This is a genomic window from Alistipes sp. AF48-12 (assembly GCF_003477565.1).
Classification (GTDB): domain Bacteria; phylum Bacteroidota; class Bacteroidia; order Bacteroidales; family Rikenellaceae; genus Alistipes_A; species Alistipes_A hominis.
This window is the reverse complement of record NZ_QUDJ01000004.1, coordinates 40,613-57,847: the sequence shown is the minus strand read 5'-3', so window position 1 is coordinate 57,847 and position 17,235 is coordinate 40,613. Positions and strand designations below refer to the sequence as shown.

Sequence of the window (17,235 nt, the reverse complement as noted above, 5' to 3'; positions counted from 1 at the left end):
AGATTTGGTTCCGTTCCGAAGGCAAGGGCCGTGAACGGGTCCCGATCCGCCCATGCAAGGTTTCGGGCGATACACCCGAAGGGTGCGATTTTTTCGCCCGAACCGCAGGGCAACCTTGTCAGGGGCGGTCGCCGTTCACGACCTTCGCGTAGGAACGGAATAAATCGTTATCCTTTATAATATAATACTGTAAGAACAAGAATTTATCATCAGTCTTACACCACGGAACTTACTAATGACCCGATTGTACCCGCATTCGTAATGTCCCCGGATACAGGCTCGTACTTCCGGTCGCACATCACAGGGGAATATAAATATGTCTGGATAGTTCCCGACAACACTTAAACACACGGAGTTATAAATAAAGCATTATATTTGCAGCCAGAAACAAGTGAAAAATATGGAAACAACAAAAATAAAGTCGTTGCGTACGTTGCAACCAACAGTGAAAATGAAAACTGTAGTAAGGAACTATGGTGATGGTCGGATTGCCGAATTCTCTGAGGCGCCCGATTTTGAGGGGCCTCGTATTCATTTGTCGGGAGCAAATAGCACTGAATTCTGGGAAAAATATCCTAATAATGGATACCGGATGCAGATGGAAATGGCTTCAAGAGAATTATACAGCAAGTGTACGGATGATCCGAAATTGTGTGAGGATCACAATCTCTCGCAGAAAGATATCGACGATCTTCGAAGGGGAAGGACTCCAGAGGGTCGTACTTGGCATCATGACCATAGTCCGAAGGACGACTGCAATATGGTATTGACAGACAAAAAAGTACATGACGAGAATAAACATTGTGGAGGAAGTCTTACGTCGAACAACGACAGAATGAAGACCCTAATTCCCAGGCAGAAGTCTTCGTTGGTACGCATAAAAAACACAACTGAATTTGTTATGCATAAGCATCCAATGGCTGTGAGTGTTGCTTCAGGGGTGGCAACAGCAGGTGTTACTACGGCATTGTACTATTATGGATGCAAAAAAACAGGGCATAAACCCTCCAAATGGGGATATGGTATGTGCGCGATAATAGGCTGTGTGGTTTCGGTACTGGTTCACACAAAACTGAATGATGGGAAAATATACCTTTAATACACGAAACAATTAACAAGAAAATAAAAAACGAAACACATGGAAATCGAACTTACGGCATAAGGGAAAAGTCTTCTTAGATGATAACTGTTCGTTTACCATTTTTGTGTTGATATAAGAGATGAAAATAAGTGAAACGTAAACAACGGTCAGATGTCCTATTTTCAGATTTTCAACATCTTTTTGTCCGTTCGAACGGATAGTCCGCATCCAGTGTACGGGTCTGAGCCACTGGATAAATCGCGTAAATGACATACTCTTATGCCGAAACAGCGCCGCATACAAACAGGCGGCCGCAAAACTCCGTACCCGTCTTTGCGGGAACCGGAAAATCGTGATATGAAGGGAAGACACGAATCAGAAATAGTCCATGTCGGGGAAAGGAAATGGACTATTTGCTTCGGTCCATGCACCTGTCTGCACACCGGTCGCTGTAGGCAAATAAACGATCCATAATTTTAAATTCGTGACTACTGATTCAACGTTGTAAACGATCTGATTTGCATTCTTCTATATTAGTAACATCCGACAAAAGAATGACAAAGGTAATAAAACAGGTACATCCTAACTTTTGTGTCTTAACACCTGCCGACTATCTAAACTACTTATAACAGTTTGTCTCAAATAAAATGGCACATGGGAAATCGATCTCCCGTGTGCCATTAATATTGCTCAACATATGCAAGCAGAATTGTCCACCTATGTGGCTTCCACCTCGATGATGCCTACGAGTTGGTCTGTGATTGTCACAGCAGTAACATTTACCTTAGTTTTACTCCCCCAACACGGGAATCTGCACCTTTGCTTCGTCCCAGTCGCTGACCGTAACGGTAATTTCGGAGGATGTGACGTCGATGTGGATCGGAATTATCACCTCTTTACCGCAGAGATAATCGATCCGTTCGCCGTACCGGGCCAGGTAGTCGGACAAAGAAATTTCTCCGACAGTCTCTTCTTTCGATCGCAGGGTCATCCGCACCTTGTTCTGCCGTCCGAAACAGAATACGTCGAATATGCCTTTCATCGTTCCCGTTTCGTCCTTTTCCAGCAGCGGCGTGAACCGTATCGTTTCCTGCAAAGGTTCTCCCCGGTAGTCGATCCCCGCAGGGATTCCGTCGAACAGCACCCGGAAATCGTCCGCGCTTCCGGAGAGCTTATCGGCGCCGGTTACGCTCAGTTCGATACGGAAATATTTCTTGTTAAGATCTATCCGGCGCACCTGCGGCCGGCCCCGCTGTACGGTAAAGCGCGTGAGAGCGTGGAAAAGACGCACGGCGGTGCGGTTGTCCCCCGTGTCTTTCTTTTTGCACAGCAACTCCGTAATTCCCGACACTCCGGGCGTTAGTACGGGACGTTCCATGCCGTCCGCGTTGGCGAACGACACGACCGTATATTCTCCGGCGGGAACGCCGCTGAGCAGGGTCATCGAGTCTGTAAAGCGTTCCCCGAAAGCGGTTATTTCCCGCAGAAACACTCCCGCAGGGTCGAACAGCAGGGAGGCCGTATGCCCGACCTCTTCATGCGTCGTGTTATTTCCCTTTTTATCGGTGTACCGGTATTCCACCACGAGGGTCGGTTTGGGATTGATCTCGATGTCGGTATCCTCTTTCAGCGAACAGCCGCACACCATAAACCCCAACAGGGGCATTATCAGCATTTTCTTCATAGTATAAGAGCGTTAGTCGTCGTTAAACATTCCTGCGAACTCGGGATCGAGTTTCGCTCTGTACTTCATTCTGGGTTCGGCCGCCGCGGCCCGGCGGTAGTACCTGTCCGCTTCTTCCCGTTTTCCCAGACGCAGTGCGGATACGGCACGCAGGTAATCGTTTTCCGCCCCTTCGGGCAGATGTTTCAGCGTTTCGTAAGCCAACGTGTCGTATCCGAGCGAAAGCAGAGCGATCGCGCTGTTACGGTCCTTGTATTCATCCAGATAATAGAGCGCCTTCGAGTAGCGTCTGTTTTTCAGCAATTCCAATCCGCGGGCATAGAGCGTGTCGGGTTCCAATGTATGTACGGTATCTTTTATCATTCCCACCCTACGGAGCGAATAGGTGAAATCCACCGTGCGGAGCAACGGATACAGTTTGCGGCGCATCAGTGCATAGTCTTCCGGATAACGCTCCCTGATCCGGGTTTCCGTCCGGTCGGGATCTCGCATTTGCCCGATCGTCTCGATGATGGCTTCCCGGTTTCCGATGCTATCCTCTTCGGCCACCAGTCCCGAGAGTTCGCTCCATCTTTCCGCAATCCATCGTACATGGAGCATCGTATCGATCCCCCGTCCGAAACGACTCTCCAGATAGTCGCTCAGGGCATGGGCCCGTCCCCGTGATAGGCGATCGTTCAGCGAGAACCGCCCCTCGGGAGAAGCTCCGGCGCACAGGGCGATGCTGTCGATGTAAAATTCATTCTGATTCAAAAGGCTGTCCATCAGTCCGGTAATCCGTTCCAACTGCCGGCGGTTGTCGCCCAGAGTGTCGATAATAGCCGTGCCGTTCACTTTGAAACGGATGTAATTCCGGTCTTTGACCTCGACGAATTTGTCGATCACCTTAACCATATACCGGGTGGTCGTATCGACGAATGTCAGCATCGAAGAGATCGTATATCCGATCGTATCCGAGGCCGGCAGTTCGTAACTGCTCCCGTCGAGCGCCTGCACCCTTCCCCGAAGCGTTACGTTCAATCGTTTGCCGCTTTCTTCCGTATTCACATCCTGCGTATAATAGTAGATCAACCGTTCTTTGTTTTTAACGATGGAATCCAGCCGCGCCCCGGAGGTATGTGGAAAGCGGATGATCCGGCGGTAAGCCCTGCCGAGCACGGATTCACGAACGGAGTCCGGCATATTTTGCATCAGGGCCGTCATGCGCTCCCGGAATCTGTCGTATTGCCATAAATCCCGGTCCTGTACCCTGCTGTAGAATCCGCCCCGGATAACCATATCCTCAAGGGCTGTCGTTTTTCCGTTATTCTCCAGCCAGGGCGTTATGACGATACCCAGACAATTCCCCTGAAGTTGCTCGGGTACTGTGATTTGGAAATCTATCGTCACCTTTCCCATACGTTCTACCACGACTTTGCTGCGTGCCACGACCTCGACCTCCTGCAAATCGATCGACATGATTCGTTTGCCCCGATCGTCGGTCACGGTTTCGCCCCAGCATACGGAGTCTCCATGAGCGGGACGTTTGACCCACTGGTAATTCGGCTTGTACGGTTCGGACAGAGTCGTATCGGCGCTTTTACGGATCAGTGCGATTCCCGCCGCCGCTCCCCGGCGCTCCATCCTGCGGGTCAGCGTGCAGGAGAGCGCCGAGACCGACAGCACGGTCAGAAATAATATATTACGGATTTTCATAACGTAACGTTTTTAAAACAGACAGGAAAAACCAATTTCGGCTTTCGAGGGCAGAAGCATCAGTCGCCGGCTGCGGCGGATGATCTCGTCCTCGCTCCACGGGGTGAAGTATTCCCTGCGGGTATCCCTCACGTAATAGAGCCCTGCTCCGATCTCGGCGATCAGGCTCCAGCGCCTGCCGAGCATCCAACTATATCCGTAGGATGCGCCTGCTCCGGCCAGAATGCCTTTGTGATGCCGGCGACGGTTTCCCATATCGTAGCGTCCGGCTGCGGCGTAAGCGCCGAAGAACGGTCCGGCGTGGGGTTCGAAACGCCAGAAACGCACACCGGCCTGACCGATCAGCAGCTTGGAGCGGAAGGCGTCGAATTTCATCGGATTCCAATAGAGGGAGGCATCCAGCGAGAGCTTTTTATCGAGCGTAAAGTCCACGCCTGCGTGAAGCGTTCCGGTCATCAGGGCTAAGGCATCGATCCGCACGGCCTGAAATTGGGCCGAAAGGGGCGTCGTCGAAGACGCGAGCAGTACGGCAAAAAATATAATAATCCGGTTCATAGTCTATGTAATGTTTTTTATTACAGGGAACACCTCCCTTGGAAATCCGATTCCCTTTGTTTTACCAAATGGTCGCGATCAATAAACACGCTTGCTTATTTATTTGGGAGGATCATTTATAATGTATTCGATGGAACGGTCCGTATCGCTCGTAATCCGGCATGTGGTGATTGCAGCATCCTGCTCGTGTTCGTTCGGACCGTAATTATTTTTCCGGAGCACATAATAACCCGGATAAATGATCTTGGAACCCATGCCCGCATTGTAACCGATACAGCTTGCCGGATAAGTCGTAAGATCGGCGCTTCCTGTCCGGTTTCCAATTTCAATAGTTACGTCGCCTGTTTCGGTACGTGTGGACACTGTAGGAACCGGCGAAGTTTCGTACCGACCGAGCCGGTATTGCAAAGTAATGCCAAGAGTAACCGGCTTTACGAGTTCCCTGTTTGCGGAGACGAGCAGTCGAAGTGTGAAATTTTTGTAATAGATGCCCGAATACCCGTCGGATGAAACGATCGTTCCAGCCGGACGAATTTCGGCGAAATCCGGTGTCAGGAATACTTGATACGGTATAATGCGGTCGATTTCTTTTTCAACGACGGAGGTTTGTCCGTCGGTTCCGATGAAGGTCAGGCGAATGCGTGCGGTACCGATGTCTGTCGGCGTAAAACGGAACGGACATTCCCGGCCGGTGTCGGGATCGCTCGCTCCGGTGCGGATGGTCGTTCCCGGCGCGACCGGCGTCCCGTCGTAAAACATCTCTGCGGAGCCTTGCAGCAGTTCGTAACGGACGGTAAAACCTGCGGTATTGTCCTGCTGTGCGGCATGGATGGAGAATTCGAGCGGCGTGTGGGCCTCTCTGTCCCACGGTTGTTCGGAATAGGAGGTTATGACCGGATAACTCTTTTCCACAAAGAGCGCGGTCGCCTCGCGCGAAAGCGAATATCCGTAGCTGTCGCCGAGCGTAAAACGTATCCGTCCCTGTCCGGGATCATCCTGCAATAAAGCCACGCGGGCCGTACGGCTTTCGTTTCCCGTACAGAACAGGATCGGTGTGCCTTCGGGGTACGTTATTCCGTCGATTTGCAGCGTCCCGCCCCCTTCGGGAACGCTTGGGGTCAGATACAGCAGATTATCCGGATCGTTCGTCGCTGTGACTTTGAGTTCCGTATATGCCGGGGCGGAGACTTCGTATTCCGTCTCGGGGAACGGAGTCAGTTCCATCTCGACGGTCGATACCCGGGTATCCACATCGTTGTCGCCCATGATCCGGACGTCCATAATGTAGCGTCCGTTGCGGCGGACGTTGAAATCCGAGGTGGTATTTTCTCCCAGGTAGATAAAATAGTCCGCCTTGCCGTTCAGTCCGGAACCCTGCACATGCAGGTATGTGGCGGCTTTAGGCGCGTTCTGCCGGTTTTTGTCTTTCGGATCGGTAATGGAACCGTTCACGCCCTGCATGTTTTCCGCCGTATAAAAACTGTAAGAGAGGGCATTTCCCGTAATACCGGTTCGGGAATAATTGCACAGAGCCTCCGTTGCAGGCCGGTTTTCGGAAAAGGCGCTAACCGAAGCGGGCGCGTTTATGAGTTGTAAGGATTCGAGCGTAAAACGGTCCGAAAACCCGGCATCGACCGAAAGATTCAGATCGATTCGTGCCACGCAGCGGATCAGTCCGATCCGGATGTCCGTATTACCCCGTACCGATATGCTTTGCGAAGCGGACATAGGCAGATGGTTTTCTGGATTTTCCGCTTCCGTTGCCGAGAATGTAAAACGGTACTTTTCGAGATCGGTTTTGTCCTGTTCGCCCAGATCGCGCCCCGCATTGGCCAACGCATACAAATCGTAGTCTCCGGAAAAGAGCGACACCACGACCTGATCGGTCGAGCCTTTGCTGTAAATATGCCGGGCGATGTCGAGCGTCTTGTGATAAAAATAGATATTGAGGTCGGCGATGCGCTTCTCCTGCGAGGGATCGAGCGCCCGGGTACGCAGTTCCATTTCGGGACAGGTTACGTGCAGGGATACTATGTATTCGCCTTGACTGTTTCCGCCCGTCGCCTCCCGTTCCTTTACGGGAGCGATGCAGGAGCCGAAACACACGAGCCCGACAATTGCGGTGTGAATCAAAAAACGTTTCATAATGAATTTTTGCAGAATAAATGAAACAGAGAATGCCTTGCAGAAGCATTACAGGCAGGCGGATCGGTCCTGCCCGTAACACCGCTGCACCGACAGGCTACGCTCCGAGATTTACGCTTTGCGTAAGGGGTGTTTCCCAATCGGCGACCGATACGCTGACCGAAGCGTCGCTTCCGGTCAGACCGTCTAGCCCCACCTGAATGCGGTAATATCCGTTACGGAGGATCTGTCCCGATCCGCCGCCGCTGAGTTCGATCTCGTAGGTTACTTCCGCCTGATCGGATTCCGTGGCAAAATTCCCGTCCCGGTCGTAGGTGCCCTTGAGCGTCAGCAACACCCTGCTGCCCGAAGTGAGATTCCCGTTCTCGAATCCGTAAAACAGATTATCGAATTTTCCCGACGTTTCCGATGCCGCCTGCGTATGGGTAAAGGTCATGGGCCCCGTGTTCGGGGCCTGCTGTGCGATCAGGTTGCTCCGGGAGGCGGCTTTCGAGAGCACGGCTGTGTTAATCCGTATCTTCCCCTGATAACGCTGGGAAAATTCGGCCGTAGCGGACGTCTGCACGGCGATTTTGGCGACAGTGCGTTTGAGCGTTACGGAGACGTCCGTTCGCTGCCCCTGCGCGGCGATGGCTTTGGTAGCCGAACCCGTCATGACGAAACCTCCGGAACGACGGGCCGAAGCGGATACCTGGCGAAGGTGCCGTTATAATCCGCAGGCGAGTTTTCCAGCAGATTCAAAAGCTGCGTTTTGGTGTCGATTCCCGTAACCGGTCTGTTGGCTACCACATAAAATTCGCAAGTATTTCCCGCCAGTGAATTGGGTATGGCGAACGTGGCTTTTTTGGCCGACAGTTCCGACGGGGTAAAATCCCGTTGTACGAGCAATCCGCCGTCCGCATTAAAAACAAGGGCGCTTACCGAGGTTAACGATTTCTCCCATGCTTCGGCAGTGGCTGTCGGGTCGAAAAAGGTTTTGGTCGCATCCTGCGTTTTCGCTTCTCCGAACGAGAGAACGACGGCGGATGTATTCTCTGTAACCGGCCCCTCCGGTTCTACGGTCTGGAAATTGTCTTTGTCGCAAGAGCAAAGCAGGGCTGCGGCGGCAGCCGTAAAAAACAATGTTTTCATCGTGATAAATTTTAATGGATTATGCCTTTGCAGGCAGTGTCGATCATTTTAATACAGGCATTCCCCGATATGCCTGCGGACGACCCCGATCAGATCGAGAATCAGGTGGTTGTATTCCGGGCTCGCGAGCAGGCTGTCGCCGAGGTCGTAGCGCATGAACGTCTCCTTGCACAGAGGGAGCAGCCGCACCACGCACTCATGCCGTTCGGATTCGGGAACTTCGGGAAACTCCGCGGCGAGAACGCACCTGAGCGTATCGTACCCGGAGAAGAGCAGTCCTTTATAAAGCACGCTGTCCGCTTTTTGCAGGGCCGTGCGCACGCTGTCGCCCGATTGCAGGGCGTCCCATGCCGAGACCCACGCCCTGCGGCTCCGCTCACGGACCATTTCCTCGGTCTTTTCGAGCAGGGGGTGATGTTCCCGCAGGAATGCCCCGAGCCTTCGGGCGAAGTACGCCGGATCGGGAATCTTCTTTCTGGCAGCCATCGTTAGACGCTCATCCCCTGCGATCGGGTCTTTTCCTCGAATACGGCCTGCTGGCGTTCCGCCGTCTGCTCCTGCGCTTTGGCCTGTTCCTGCTCCTTATTCTGCTCCTGAGAACGGTTGATGCGGGAGTAATAGGGCGCATTGGTCGAACGGTCGATTCCCATGATCGAAAGGCTGCGGCCGGTAGAGGATTTGACGTTGCGGGCGTCGATCTCCTCGTAACGCTTCAACGCTTCGATCTGCTGTTCGGTCAACTGCTCGGCGATCCGGGGCGGAATGTACGGCTTGGCATAACTGGGATTGATCGGCACGAAATCCATCCGCGTGACGTCGAACTGGAACACGGAGCTGAACTCGTTGTCCTTGTCCCTGAGCTTGCAGTGTTCGAGCCGGATACCGCGGCCCAGCGCCAGTTCGTTCTGCTGGGTCTGACTGATCCGGTTGCCGTAGATGAACTCGGGTTTGGCGACGGCCCGCACGGGTACGGTAATCATCCGGTTGGTGTCGGTGCGGAATCCTGCGTAGCACCACTCCTGCTTGCCGTGGTTATCGACCATAATGGCGCGGGGCAGAGCCCGGCCGTAGGCGATCCGGGCCTCGTCGTCGGCGCTGATGTGCATCTTGTACTTTTCGTCCTTGTACTCCGGATGCGGCAGAGGGCCTTTGACGTCGAGCCGGGGACGGTCGTCCAGATCGCGGTACATTTGCAGCGAGCATTTGTCCGCCGAGATTTGCGTGTCCTGTCCTACTTTGTAAACGACGTCGAACAGCGCAGGGGTCTCTCCTCCTTCGCGGAGCCGCTGAATATCCTGCGCGGAGAGCTGGTTGCGGTCGATCCCGATCGAAGCGAGTTCGCCCCACGGAATGTCGTACAGGTTATAGCGGAGCCGGTCGAGCTGGTTGGAACCGGTGCGGCACTCGGCGAGGATGGCGGCGCTGATCTCGTCTTTGGGATCGTTGCGAAGCGCATAGTAGGCATTCACGACCTCGGGAACGCGCTCCACCGGACAGAGGAAAAACTCACGCTCCACGGCCGGCGTCTCGGGATTGTCGCGGTGGGTCACGAAATCCTGATAGCGCAGATCGGAGATCGCTTTGGCCGCATCGCTGCCGAACATCAGCGTATAGTAGGACGCGCGGTTTTTGGTTTCGGGCGTGACGGTAACTACCGAAATCCGGTTGTTGTCGTTCGGGTCGCGCCGGAACTCGCTGATAACGTCCAGCCGGCCGTTGGCTTTGTCGGCCATCAGAATGGTTTCACGGTTGGGGTCGGGGCGGTACGCTTCCGTTCCCGCATTCTCTTTTTTTGCCATAATTGAAATAGAATTAAGAAGTTGAACAATGATTACAGGACGAATATACAGAGCCGTTCGACGCCTGATACCGGGCGGCCGCCGCAGGCCGCGCATGGCCGGCGATACGCTGTGGACAGCGGCGTTTTTACGGTGGATCGGGATGTTCTACCGTTTCATGCCGGCTCGCTGCTTCGGCAGACCGGGCTCTTCGGACAGCGACGGGTTCCGCCCGTTCGAAACGCCCCGGTATCCGGAAAATGCATGATCGAGGATTTCTCCCGCAAGGGTCTTCATCTTTTCGTCGATTCCGGCGCACTGTTCCGGGCTCTTGCCCGCTTTGGCGGCATCGAGCCGGTCGAATTCTTCCTGACGGAAAAACGGTCGAGACAGATCGGCGTAGAATCCTCCGCGAGGGCAGCCGTTTTGTCGAATGAGAAGCAGCGCGGCGATGTCGTAATTTTCGTCCGATAAGGTCGGGCTGTTCCAATAGTCGAGATGAACGAATCTGTCGAAATTCTCCAGCGTCGGATGCATATCGTAACGCTCGTTGCAAAATCCGTAACGGGTCGTCTCCGGCGGGCAATATATTTCGGCAGGTACGGGCTGAAAATCGTTGCAGTCCGTATGATGTTCATAATTCATTTCAGCAAAACGGTCGATCTGCCGAGAGGGAATTTCGGGTAAATGAAGCAGACTGTGCACTCGCAGAAAGGTCGTCCCGTTCTGCGCCTTGAAAAACTGATCTGCCTGGTACTGGAGGTAATCGGCCTGTGCCGTTCGTCCTTTTTCCGTATTGCTGAACAGCAGTACCCCGCGGTCCGTTTCAAAGCCCGTTATCTTCGGGAAAGAAGGATTGAGTCTCCGCAGCCGGTAAATCTGCGGAATGTATCCTATGGTTTTGCAAAGGTTTTCGTGTTCCGATTCTTTCGTAAGCAGACCGATGCGGTTCCGTTTGCAGTACGCCACATCGAGCAGCGATACGATTTTCTTCGGATACGCCTGTTGTTCGGTCGTCACGGCCGTCAGTTCGTGCAGGTAGGCCGAGTTGTCGTCCCGCCTCAGAGGGGGAATTTTCGAGGCGTCCGGAAAGTCGTAGCGGATCATGTAGTTGTCCGGTACGCTTTTGGAGTCGTCCAGATCGTCGTAATTGTTGTGCAGGAACCGTAAAAATCCCTGCGGATCGGTCGGAATGTCGATGCAGATGTGGCGGATCTGCATCGCGGGCGTCAGCGTCAGATATACGCTGCCCCGGAAGGTTCGTTCGATTTTCATGGAAAGGATTTATGTTGATTCGGTTATATCGAATGACGTTTTACGGACCGTACCGGTAGCGTATCGGAAAGACGCTCCGCGCGGAGCGACTGCCGCGGCGCCGTATCTTCGGCGGAGGGCTTCCTGCGGTCGGGATAGCGGCTTTCGAGCAGGGCCCGGGCCCGCCGCCGCGCTTCACGCTCCAATAATACATCCGGCCTCCGGGGATCGTACCGGGCCGCTATGTCGGCGAAGTCCCTGAGGCTCCCCGCTTTCCGTTTCCACATTTCGGGGACATCTTTCACCGGATAGCCTTGTCCTGCGATCCGCAGCAGAACGGTCATGTCGTAATTGGGCGACCACGCCTCCGGGTGCAGCTCCTCCCGCCCGCAAAAGCGCAGGTAGTTGTCCGCCGTCGGACGCATGTCGTAGCTCCGCAGGGGAACTCCTTCGAGAATCGAAGAGCGGTCGAGGATATACGCTCCGGGAAGGGAGGTGATAAGAAAATCCCGGTTGCGGTAGCCGCAGTGGAAGTTCAGCGCCCCGGCCCGGCCTTCGAGCAGGAACTCCGCGCTGAGCCGGGGAATGTCGTACACGCCGAGCCGATCGAGGGAGAGCCCCGGATCGTAAAAGCGGTCGCAGCAGTGCTGCATCAAAGCCTTGAAAGCGTCCCCTCCGAGAAGGCGTTCCGTATCGAATAGCAGTACCCCGTCGGGCAGTTCTACGGCACGGACGCTGCGGAACGCATCGGGGCCGCCGGGTCTTCCGAATCCCTGAGCCGCGCAGTACGGTCCGTACCCGTCGAGCCGGATCAGCCGCTCGTGCGTCCCCTGCGGGGAGAGCGGATCGATCCCGGACTCCGCGCAGAACATCAGATCGCGCAGCGGTATGATACAACAGGGACGGATGCGGCTTTCATGCGCCCGGCGCAGAAGCGAGCGTGCATAATCTTCCGTGCGGTTCTCCCCGATCCGGGGAATCTTCCGCTGGTCAGCAAAGTCGTAACGCACGATCCATGCGTCCTGAGGTCCGTCGGGATCGTTTCGCGCGTCGGAAATATCGGCGGCGGCATACCGGTCGAAATCCTTCCGGGTAAAACCGTCCGTGTAGATCTGCACGCGGCTCGCCGTCTGGTCCGGAGCGAGGGTCAGCAGGACCGTCGCCGGAATGGGATGTGTATTCATAGGCGTTTATCGTTTTCGTATCCGGAGCGTTCTCTCTTCGCTGTCGCCCATAAAAGAGCGGCTTTCCACGCATTCGGGACCGGCCGGTTCCTTCGGTCTCCCGCCCTCCCGGAACCGCTCCCACAGTTCCCGGAAGGAGCGGTCGGCAAGTCTCTTTTTCTTTTCCCCGGCCGGTTCGTCCCGCAGCAAAAAGGCGTAATAGTTTTCCGTCGAGCGGCGCATGTCGAACTCCCGGCGGAGGTTTCCCTGCCGGAGTAGTTCCCGGTCGGCGTACGCCTCCGCGAAACGGTTTCTGCGCTCCTGTCCGTCCTCCGCTTCGGCAAAGCACCGGTCCGTTATCGGGACCATATCCGCAGGCCGGGCGATCACGTCGTAGATCTTCAGCGAGGGCGTCCGCTGCTCCGGATTGAAAAAGTTCGACGCATGGTAGTCCATGTATTTTTCGAACTGCATCTTCCCGTGCTGCGTATCGCTGAAAAATACGACGCCGGGAGCCGTCTCGACAGCGGTATAGGCCCTGTATTCCGGAATGTCGATCCCCGGAGAGGGCAGTTCCACGCCGAGGTGCCGAGCGGATCGGGGTAGTCCGTCCGCAGGGCCAGCTTTGCGGGATCGGCCTCGGGCGTCAGCGGAACGATGCTGTGCCGCAGGCAGTAGAGCATATCAGTCATGGCGATCTGGTGCTCGGCCCGTATGCCGGCGGAACGTGCCGCACGGGAAAGGCGTTCCAGATAGTCGTCGTTGCTCTGCGGACGGATTTCGGGAATCTGCCTGCGGTCCGGAAATCGGTAATGGCACATCCACAGGTTCGGATCGTAGCCCTGTCGCAGCACTTCGGCCGTATCTTCCCGCATAAAGGCGAGAAAGCCGGACAGCCCGCTCTCTTTGATGCTGATATGCACCGGGCGTTTCATGCTGTCGTAGGTAACGTACAGGCTCGCGCCTTCCTTTTTTCTTTCTTGCATATTCTCCGGTATTTAACTATCCGCAGGCTAAGATACCCGGCTTCGGAGCGGATGATACCGCACGGCCGTCCGGGGCCGGGTATGGCCGTCAGTAAGCAGTGAAACGGAGCTATTTCGCAGCCTGCTGCTTAGGTTTTGGGATCAGCTTGCGTAGTTCCGGATCGTCCTCGATGCGTTTCATCTCCGTTTTGACGATCCGCTCCACGTCGGCTCTGATCCGTTCGTAATTGGCCTGAATGATCTCTTTCATGTGATCTTGTCCGTCCGCTCCCATAAAGGAGGATATTTCGGGAATCGGAACGTAGGCGGCCGTTTCGCGCTTTACCCGTTCGTTGTCCACGACGATCTGGGCATGGAAGATCTTCTGCTCTATTTTTTCATCGAAGTTGTCGGCTACGGCCCCCACGAACATACCCTGAGAGAGGTTGCCGATCTTCGATGGCGGGATCAGCGAATCCATCTGCGTATTGGTCGAAAGGGTCGTGCTTCCCTGAGCGAACGATACGGATTTGCGCTGTTGGAGAATCTTGCCGAAGCGTTTGGAAAGCGTCTCGGCCGTGTCGCCTACGACCTGTCCGGAAAAGATATTGCCTACGGTATTCTGGATCACCTTGCTTTCCTTATCTCCGTAGTCCCGCGTCAGTTGGCTGAAGTCCTGAAAGCCGAGGCAGACGGCCACCTTGTTCGAGCGGGCCGTGGCGATCAGGTTGTCCAGTCCGCGGAAGTAGATCGTGGGCAGTTCGTCGATGATGACCGCCGATTTGAGCTTGCCCTTCTTGTTTATCAGGCGCACGATGCGGGAGTTGTAGAGCCCGAGGGCTGCCGAGTAGATGTTCTGCCGGTCGGGGTTGTTCCCCACGCAGAGGATCTTGGGCGCATCGGGGTTGTTGATGTCGAGGGTGAAGTCGTCCCCGGTCATCACCCAGTAGAGCTGCGGGGAGATCATGCGCGAAAGGGGAATCTTGGCCGAGGCGATCTGTCCCTGCAACTGGTCCTGCGCCCCGCCTTTCCATGCGTCCATAAAGGGACTGAGGTAGTTTTCGAGCTCCGGGTGGGAGGTCAGGATGACGAAGACGTCGGCATATCTTTTATTTAGCAGCTCGATGGCGTGCGGAAAGGTGCAGTAGCGGCCTCCGTCGTAGATCTTCAGGAACCAGATGATCGCGGCCAGCAGGATGATGGGACTTTCTACGAAGAAATCGCCCTGTTTGGTGATCCACGTCTTATTGAGGTTTAGCATGATCGTATAAGCGGACTCGTAAGCGTCCGAGATGTCGGTCATAAAATCCCGGTGGATCGGGTTGCAGCGATGCGAGCGGCGCGGGTCGTCGAAGTTGATGACGTAGAATTTAGGCGGAACCTTATAGCCCTGCATGTGGGTACGCAGGTGGTTGTAGGCGATGACGGAGAGGTCGTCGAACTTGAAGTCGTAGATATACATCGAAAATCCCTTCTCGATCTGCTGCTTGATGAACTGATTGACTACGGCATAGGATTTTCCCGAACCGGGCGTTCCCAGCACGACCGTCGCGCGGAAGGGATTGACGACGTTGATCCAACCCGGATGCCATTGTCTTTTGTAATAGAACAGCGTAGGTAAGTTTACCGAGTAGTCGTTGGTCATCAGGCGGGTCTCCTGCATGAAGGATTCGTTTTCGTCGTTGAACGGGTCCTCGAAGACGCGCTCTTTGATCAGCCGTCCGAGCCAGACCCCGGCGGCCAGCATCAGGCAATAGCCGGCCAGCAGCGTCAGACCGTAGAGCGGGCCGAGAGTTCGTACCGGCAGGGGAAGGCGCAGCAGCCAGCCGCCGCAAAAGAACAGCAGTATGCCGGCGGCTCCGCAAAGCGCGATCCGGCGGCGGGAGATCTTCTCGCTGCGGACGCTTCGCGTACCGAGGCACGAGAGGGCCAGAAACAACAGACAGAACAGTTTGGTGTAAAGGGGCGACGAGAAGAGTCCCGACGTCCGCTGGAAGTTCATCAGGATCTTATCGACGAGGGCCGTGTTCCAACCTACGGCCGTAATCCACGAATAGGCGTACCAGTAAAAATGAATGAGCGCGAACAGCAGGCTGAGCGCCCGCATGAACTGCATGACTTTGGCGAGACCCCGCAGGTCGTCTTCCTGTTGCATGGTTTTCCGGGTTTACGTTCGTCCGTCCAACGGAAAATCCTGCGGGATATGTCGGTGCGGCCGTCCGGGGCCGGGTATGGCCGGAAAAAAGAGCGCAATGAGCCGATTTTTCGAAAAAACAATATGATCGTCAACTTCAAGAAAATCCGTATCGATTGAGATTTTCAAAGTATCTTTGGGTTCAGATAATAGAAATCCGTAATTTTATCGTTGAAAATAAATAAATTCAATGAACAGGGTTATCGTCATAGGCAACGGCTTCGATAAAGCACATGGTCTGAAAACCGGCTACAGGGATTTTATCGATGGTTATTGGGATCAGGTCGCTTTGAGCATATACAATGGGTATAAACTACACTTATTACAACAATGGGGCGTATGGAACGATCCTGCTCCCTATGAAGATGAATTTGTTAAATCGTATGTGACTTATTCGAGAACCTCTGAAAAAGGTTGTCAAGAACAAATCGAGCGTCCCTATGGCAATGATTCGTACAGCGATTTATGCGATTTCGTTATCAAATTCAATAGCAATAACCTTACGGGGAACACCCTCCATGTAACTTTTAAAAACGAATTTTTCAAACATATATCCGAGCGATGTTCCTTAATGAACTGGTTAGATATCGAGAATGAGTATTACGCTCAGTTGAAGGAATTGCTTGCAGAGAACAATGCGATGCTCCGCCATGAAAAGGTCCGGAAATTGAACCTCGATTTCGATGCTGTAAAGAAACGGCTCGTGAGTTATTTGTCGGAGATCGTCCCTGAAATAGAATTAAAGCCTTTCCCTTCGATACAAGACGTTTTTTCCAGTCAAATACAGCCCATAGAGGTCGCTTGCGGAAAACAACGACTTTTTATCGACTCCATCATCAGCGGTATAATTCAGTTAGGAAAAGGAGATGATGGCATAGTTAAAACAGACGTTGTTTCCGAAGATAAAAAAGAAGATCCGGACTATTTATTCTGTCGTTCAAAAGAAGAAGAAAACAGACTTTATGTCCTAAAACGATTGAAGGACGATTATTTAAGACGTGACCATTGCACACCGGTCCATACCCTAATACTGAATTTCAATTACACACGAACGGCAGAAAAACTCTATGCCAGAAAAAAGGATGAGATAATCAACATCCACGGAGAGCTCGATAACCCCCGTAATCCGATCATTTTCGGCTATGGCGATGAGCTGGACGAAGACTATAAACGGATCGAAAAATTGCAGGATAACGATTTTTTAGAGAACATCAAATCCGTCCGTTATCACGAAACGAGCAATTATAAAAAGTTATTGGATTTTATCGAATCCGATCCGTATCAGGTAATTACGATGGGACATTCGTGCGGGAACTCGGACCGTACCCTGCTCAATACGCTATTTGAGCATCCGAACTGCATTTCCGTAAAAGTCTATTACCACCAGCGTGAGGACGGTACGGACGATTACACCGATCTGATCCGAAACCTTTCGCGTAATTTCAACGACAAAGCCGCCATGCGCGATAAAGTTGTCAGTAAAGAAAAATGTTCTCCGTTGGTTCCTCTTTTATAAATAAAGAATGGAACCGGCCCGCAAATTGCGCGCATCGGACAATTATGTGGATTAGCAAACCGTTCTTTATAAGA

15 protein-coding genes are annotated in these 17,235 nt (G+C 53.6%); 2 read left to right on the top strand and 13 right to left on the bottom strand.

The annotated features are described in order from the left end of the window. Positions 1-400: 400 nt before the first annotated feature. Positions 401-1,099 carry an HNH endonuclease gene (locus DW082_RS03560; RefSeq protein ID WP_118457390.1) on the top strand — a complete coding sequence of 233 codons (699 nt, stop codon included), beginning with the start codon at positions 401-403 and terminating at the stop codon, positions 1,097-1,099. A 772-nt stretch (positions 1,100-1,871) separates the two neighbouring features. Here DW082_RS03560 and DW082_RS03555 read toward each other — a convergent pair. The 13 genes from DW082_RS03555 to mobC form a co-directional block, all read right to left on the bottom strand. Next, complete coding sequence (locus tag DW082_RS03555; protein WP_220452633.1) at positions 1,872-2,756, bottom strand: FimB/Mfa2 family fimbrial subunit; 885 nt, start codon at positions 2,754-2,756, stop codon at positions 1,872-1,874. Positions 2,757-2,777: 21 nt separating this feature from the next. After that, complete coding sequence (locus DW082_RS03550) at positions 2,778-4,460, bottom strand: hypothetical protein (RefSeq protein WP_118457386.1); 1,683 nt, start codon at positions 4,458-4,460, stop codon at positions 2,778-2,780. A 12-nt stretch (positions 4,461-4,472) separates the two neighbouring features. After that, complete coding sequence (locus DW082_RS03545; RefSeq protein WP_118457384.1) at positions 4,473-5,015, bottom strand: DUF3575 domain-containing protein; 543 nt, start codon at positions 5,013-5,015, stop codon at positions 4,473-4,475. Between the two features lie 99 nt (positions 5,016-5,114). Further along, entirely contained in the window at positions 5,115-7,160 is a 2,046-nt protein-coding gene (locus DW082_RS03540) for a DUF4906 domain-containing protein (RefSeq protein WP_118457382.1), read from the bottom strand. Positions 7,161-7,257: 97 nt separating this feature from the next. Then, complete coding sequence (locus DW082_RS14915; RefSeq protein WP_259335493.1) at positions 7,258-7,815, bottom strand: hypothetical protein; 558 nt, start codon at positions 7,813-7,815, stop codon at positions 7,258-7,260. Continuing rightward, on the bottom strand, positions 7,812-8,291 hold the full coding sequence (locus tag DW082_RS14910; protein ID WP_259335492.1) for a fimbrial protein: 480 nt from the start codon (positions 8,289-8,291) through the stop codon (positions 7,812-7,814). Before DW082_RS14910 ends, DW082_RS14915 begins: the two co-directional genes overlap by 4 nt. 48 nt (positions 8,292-8,339) lie before the next feature. Beyond that, positions 8,340-8,777: a DUF1896 family protein gene (locus DW082_RS03530; RefSeq protein WP_118457381.1), complete on the bottom strand. Its 438-nt coding sequence runs from the start codon at positions 8,775-8,777 to the stop codon at positions 8,340-8,342. 2 nt (positions 8,778-8,779) lie between these two features. Then, on the bottom strand, positions 8,780-10,090 hold the full coding sequence (locus DW082_RS03525) for a DUF3945 domain-containing protein (RefSeq protein ID WP_182424081.1): 1,311 nt from the start codon (positions 10,088-10,090) through the stop codon (positions 8,780-8,782). 147 nt (positions 10,091-10,237) lie between these two features. Then, complete coding sequence (locus tag DW082_RS03520) at positions 10,238-11,344, bottom strand: DUF6047 family protein (RefSeq protein ID WP_118457377.1); 1,107 nt, start codon at positions 11,342-11,344, stop codon at positions 10,238-10,240. Positions 11,345-11,367: 23 nt separating this feature from the next. After that, entirely contained in the window at positions 11,368-12,507 is a 1,140-nt protein-coding gene (locus DW082_RS03515; protein ID WP_118457375.1) for a DUF6047 family protein, read from the bottom strand. A gap of 6 nt (positions 12,508-12,513) precedes the next feature. Continuing rightward, positions 12,514-12,960 carry a DUF6047 family protein gene (locus tag DW082_RS03510; RefSeq protein ID WP_147386954.1) on the bottom strand — a complete coding sequence of 149 codons (447 nt, stop codon included), beginning with the start codon at positions 12,958-12,960 and terminating at the stop codon, positions 12,514-12,516. After that, positions 12,888-13,472, bottom strand: a complete 585-nt coding sequence (locus tag DW082_RS14905; protein WP_118457372.1) for a hypothetical protein — start codon at positions 13,470-13,472, stop codon at positions 12,888-12,890. Before DW082_RS14905 ends, DW082_RS03510 begins: the two co-directional genes overlap by 73 nt. A 109-nt stretch (positions 13,473-13,581) precedes the next feature. Further along, positions 13,582-15,606 carry a conjugal transfer protein MobC gene (mobC, locus tag DW082_RS03500; protein WP_118457370.1) on the bottom strand — a complete coding sequence of 675 codons (2,025 nt, stop codon included), beginning with the start codon at positions 15,604-15,606 and terminating at the stop codon, positions 13,582-13,584. 229 nt (positions 15,607-15,835) lie between these two features. Here mobC and DW082_RS03495 point away from each other — a divergent pair, with 229 nt between their 5' ends. Further along, positions 15,836-17,161, top strand: a complete 1,326-nt coding sequence (locus tag DW082_RS03495) for an AbiH family protein (RefSeq protein ID WP_118457369.1) — start codon at positions 15,836-15,838, stop codon at positions 17,159-17,161. The last annotated feature ends 74 nt before the right edge of the window (positions 17,162-17,235 follow it).

What these genes read in the sequence shown, in the direction of transcription:
- DW082_RS14915 (WP_259335493.1), bottom strand. Translation starts at nt 7,815, where the DNA reads ATGACGGGTTCGGCTACCAAAGCCATCGCCGCGCAGGGGCAGCGAACG.
- DW082_RS03510 (WP_147386954.1), bottom strand. Translation starts at nt 12,960, where the DNA reads ATGCAGTTCGAAAAATACATGGACTACCATGCGTCGAACTTTTTCAAT.
- DW082_RS03560 (WP_118457390.1), top strand. Translation starts at nt 401, where the DNA reads ATGGAAACAACAAAAATAAAGTCGTTGCGTACGTTGCAACCAACAGTG.
- DW082_RS14905 (WP_118457372.1), bottom strand. Translation starts at nt 13,472, where the DNA reads ATGCAAGAAAGAAAAAAGGAAGGCGCGAGCCTGTACGTTACCTACGAC.
- DW082_RS03525 (WP_182424081.1), bottom strand. Translation starts at nt 10,090, where the DNA reads ATGGCAAAAAAAGAGAATGCGGGAACGGAAGCGTACCGCCCCGACCCC.
- DW082_RS03555 (WP_220452633.1), bottom strand. Translation starts at nt 2,756, where the DNA reads ATGCTGATAATGCCCCTGTTGGGGTTTATGGTGTGCGGCTGTTCGCTG.
- DW082_RS14910 (WP_259335492.1), bottom strand. Translation starts at nt 8,291, where the DNA reads ATGAAAACATTGTTTTTTACGGCTGCCGCCGCAGCCCTGCTTTGCTCT.
- DW082_RS03545 (WP_118457384.1), bottom strand. Translation starts at nt 5,015, where the DNA reads ATGAACCGGATTATTATATTTTTTGCCGTACTGCTCGCGTCTTCGACG.
- mobC (WP_118457370.1), bottom strand. Translation starts at nt 15,606, where the DNA reads ATGCAACAGGAAGACGACCTGCGGGGTCTCGCCAAAGTCATGCAGTTC.
- DW082_RS03550 (WP_118457386.1), bottom strand. Translation starts at nt 4,460, where the DNA reads ATGAAAATCCGTAATATATTATTTCTGACCGTGCTGTCGGTCTCGGCG.
- DW082_RS03515 (WP_118457375.1), bottom strand. Translation starts at nt 12,507, where the DNA reads ATGAATACACATCCCATTCCGGCGACGGTCCTGCTGACCCTCGCTCCG.
- DW082_RS03540 (WP_118457382.1), bottom strand. Translation starts at nt 7,160, where the DNA reads ATGAAACGTTTTTTGATTCACACCGCAATTGTCGGGCTCGTGTGTTTC.
- DW082_RS03495 (WP_118457369.1), top strand. Translation starts at nt 15,836, where the DNA reads ATGAACAGGGTTATCGTCATAGGCAACGGCTTCGATAAAGCACATGGT.
- DW082_RS03520 (WP_118457377.1), bottom strand. Translation starts at nt 11,344, where the DNA reads ATGAAAATCGAACGAACCTTCCGGGGCAGCGTATATCTGACGCTGACG.
- DW082_RS03530 (WP_118457381.1), bottom strand. Translation starts at nt 8,777, where the DNA reads ATGGCTGCCAGAAAGAAGATTCCCGATCCGGCGTACTTCGCCCGAAGG.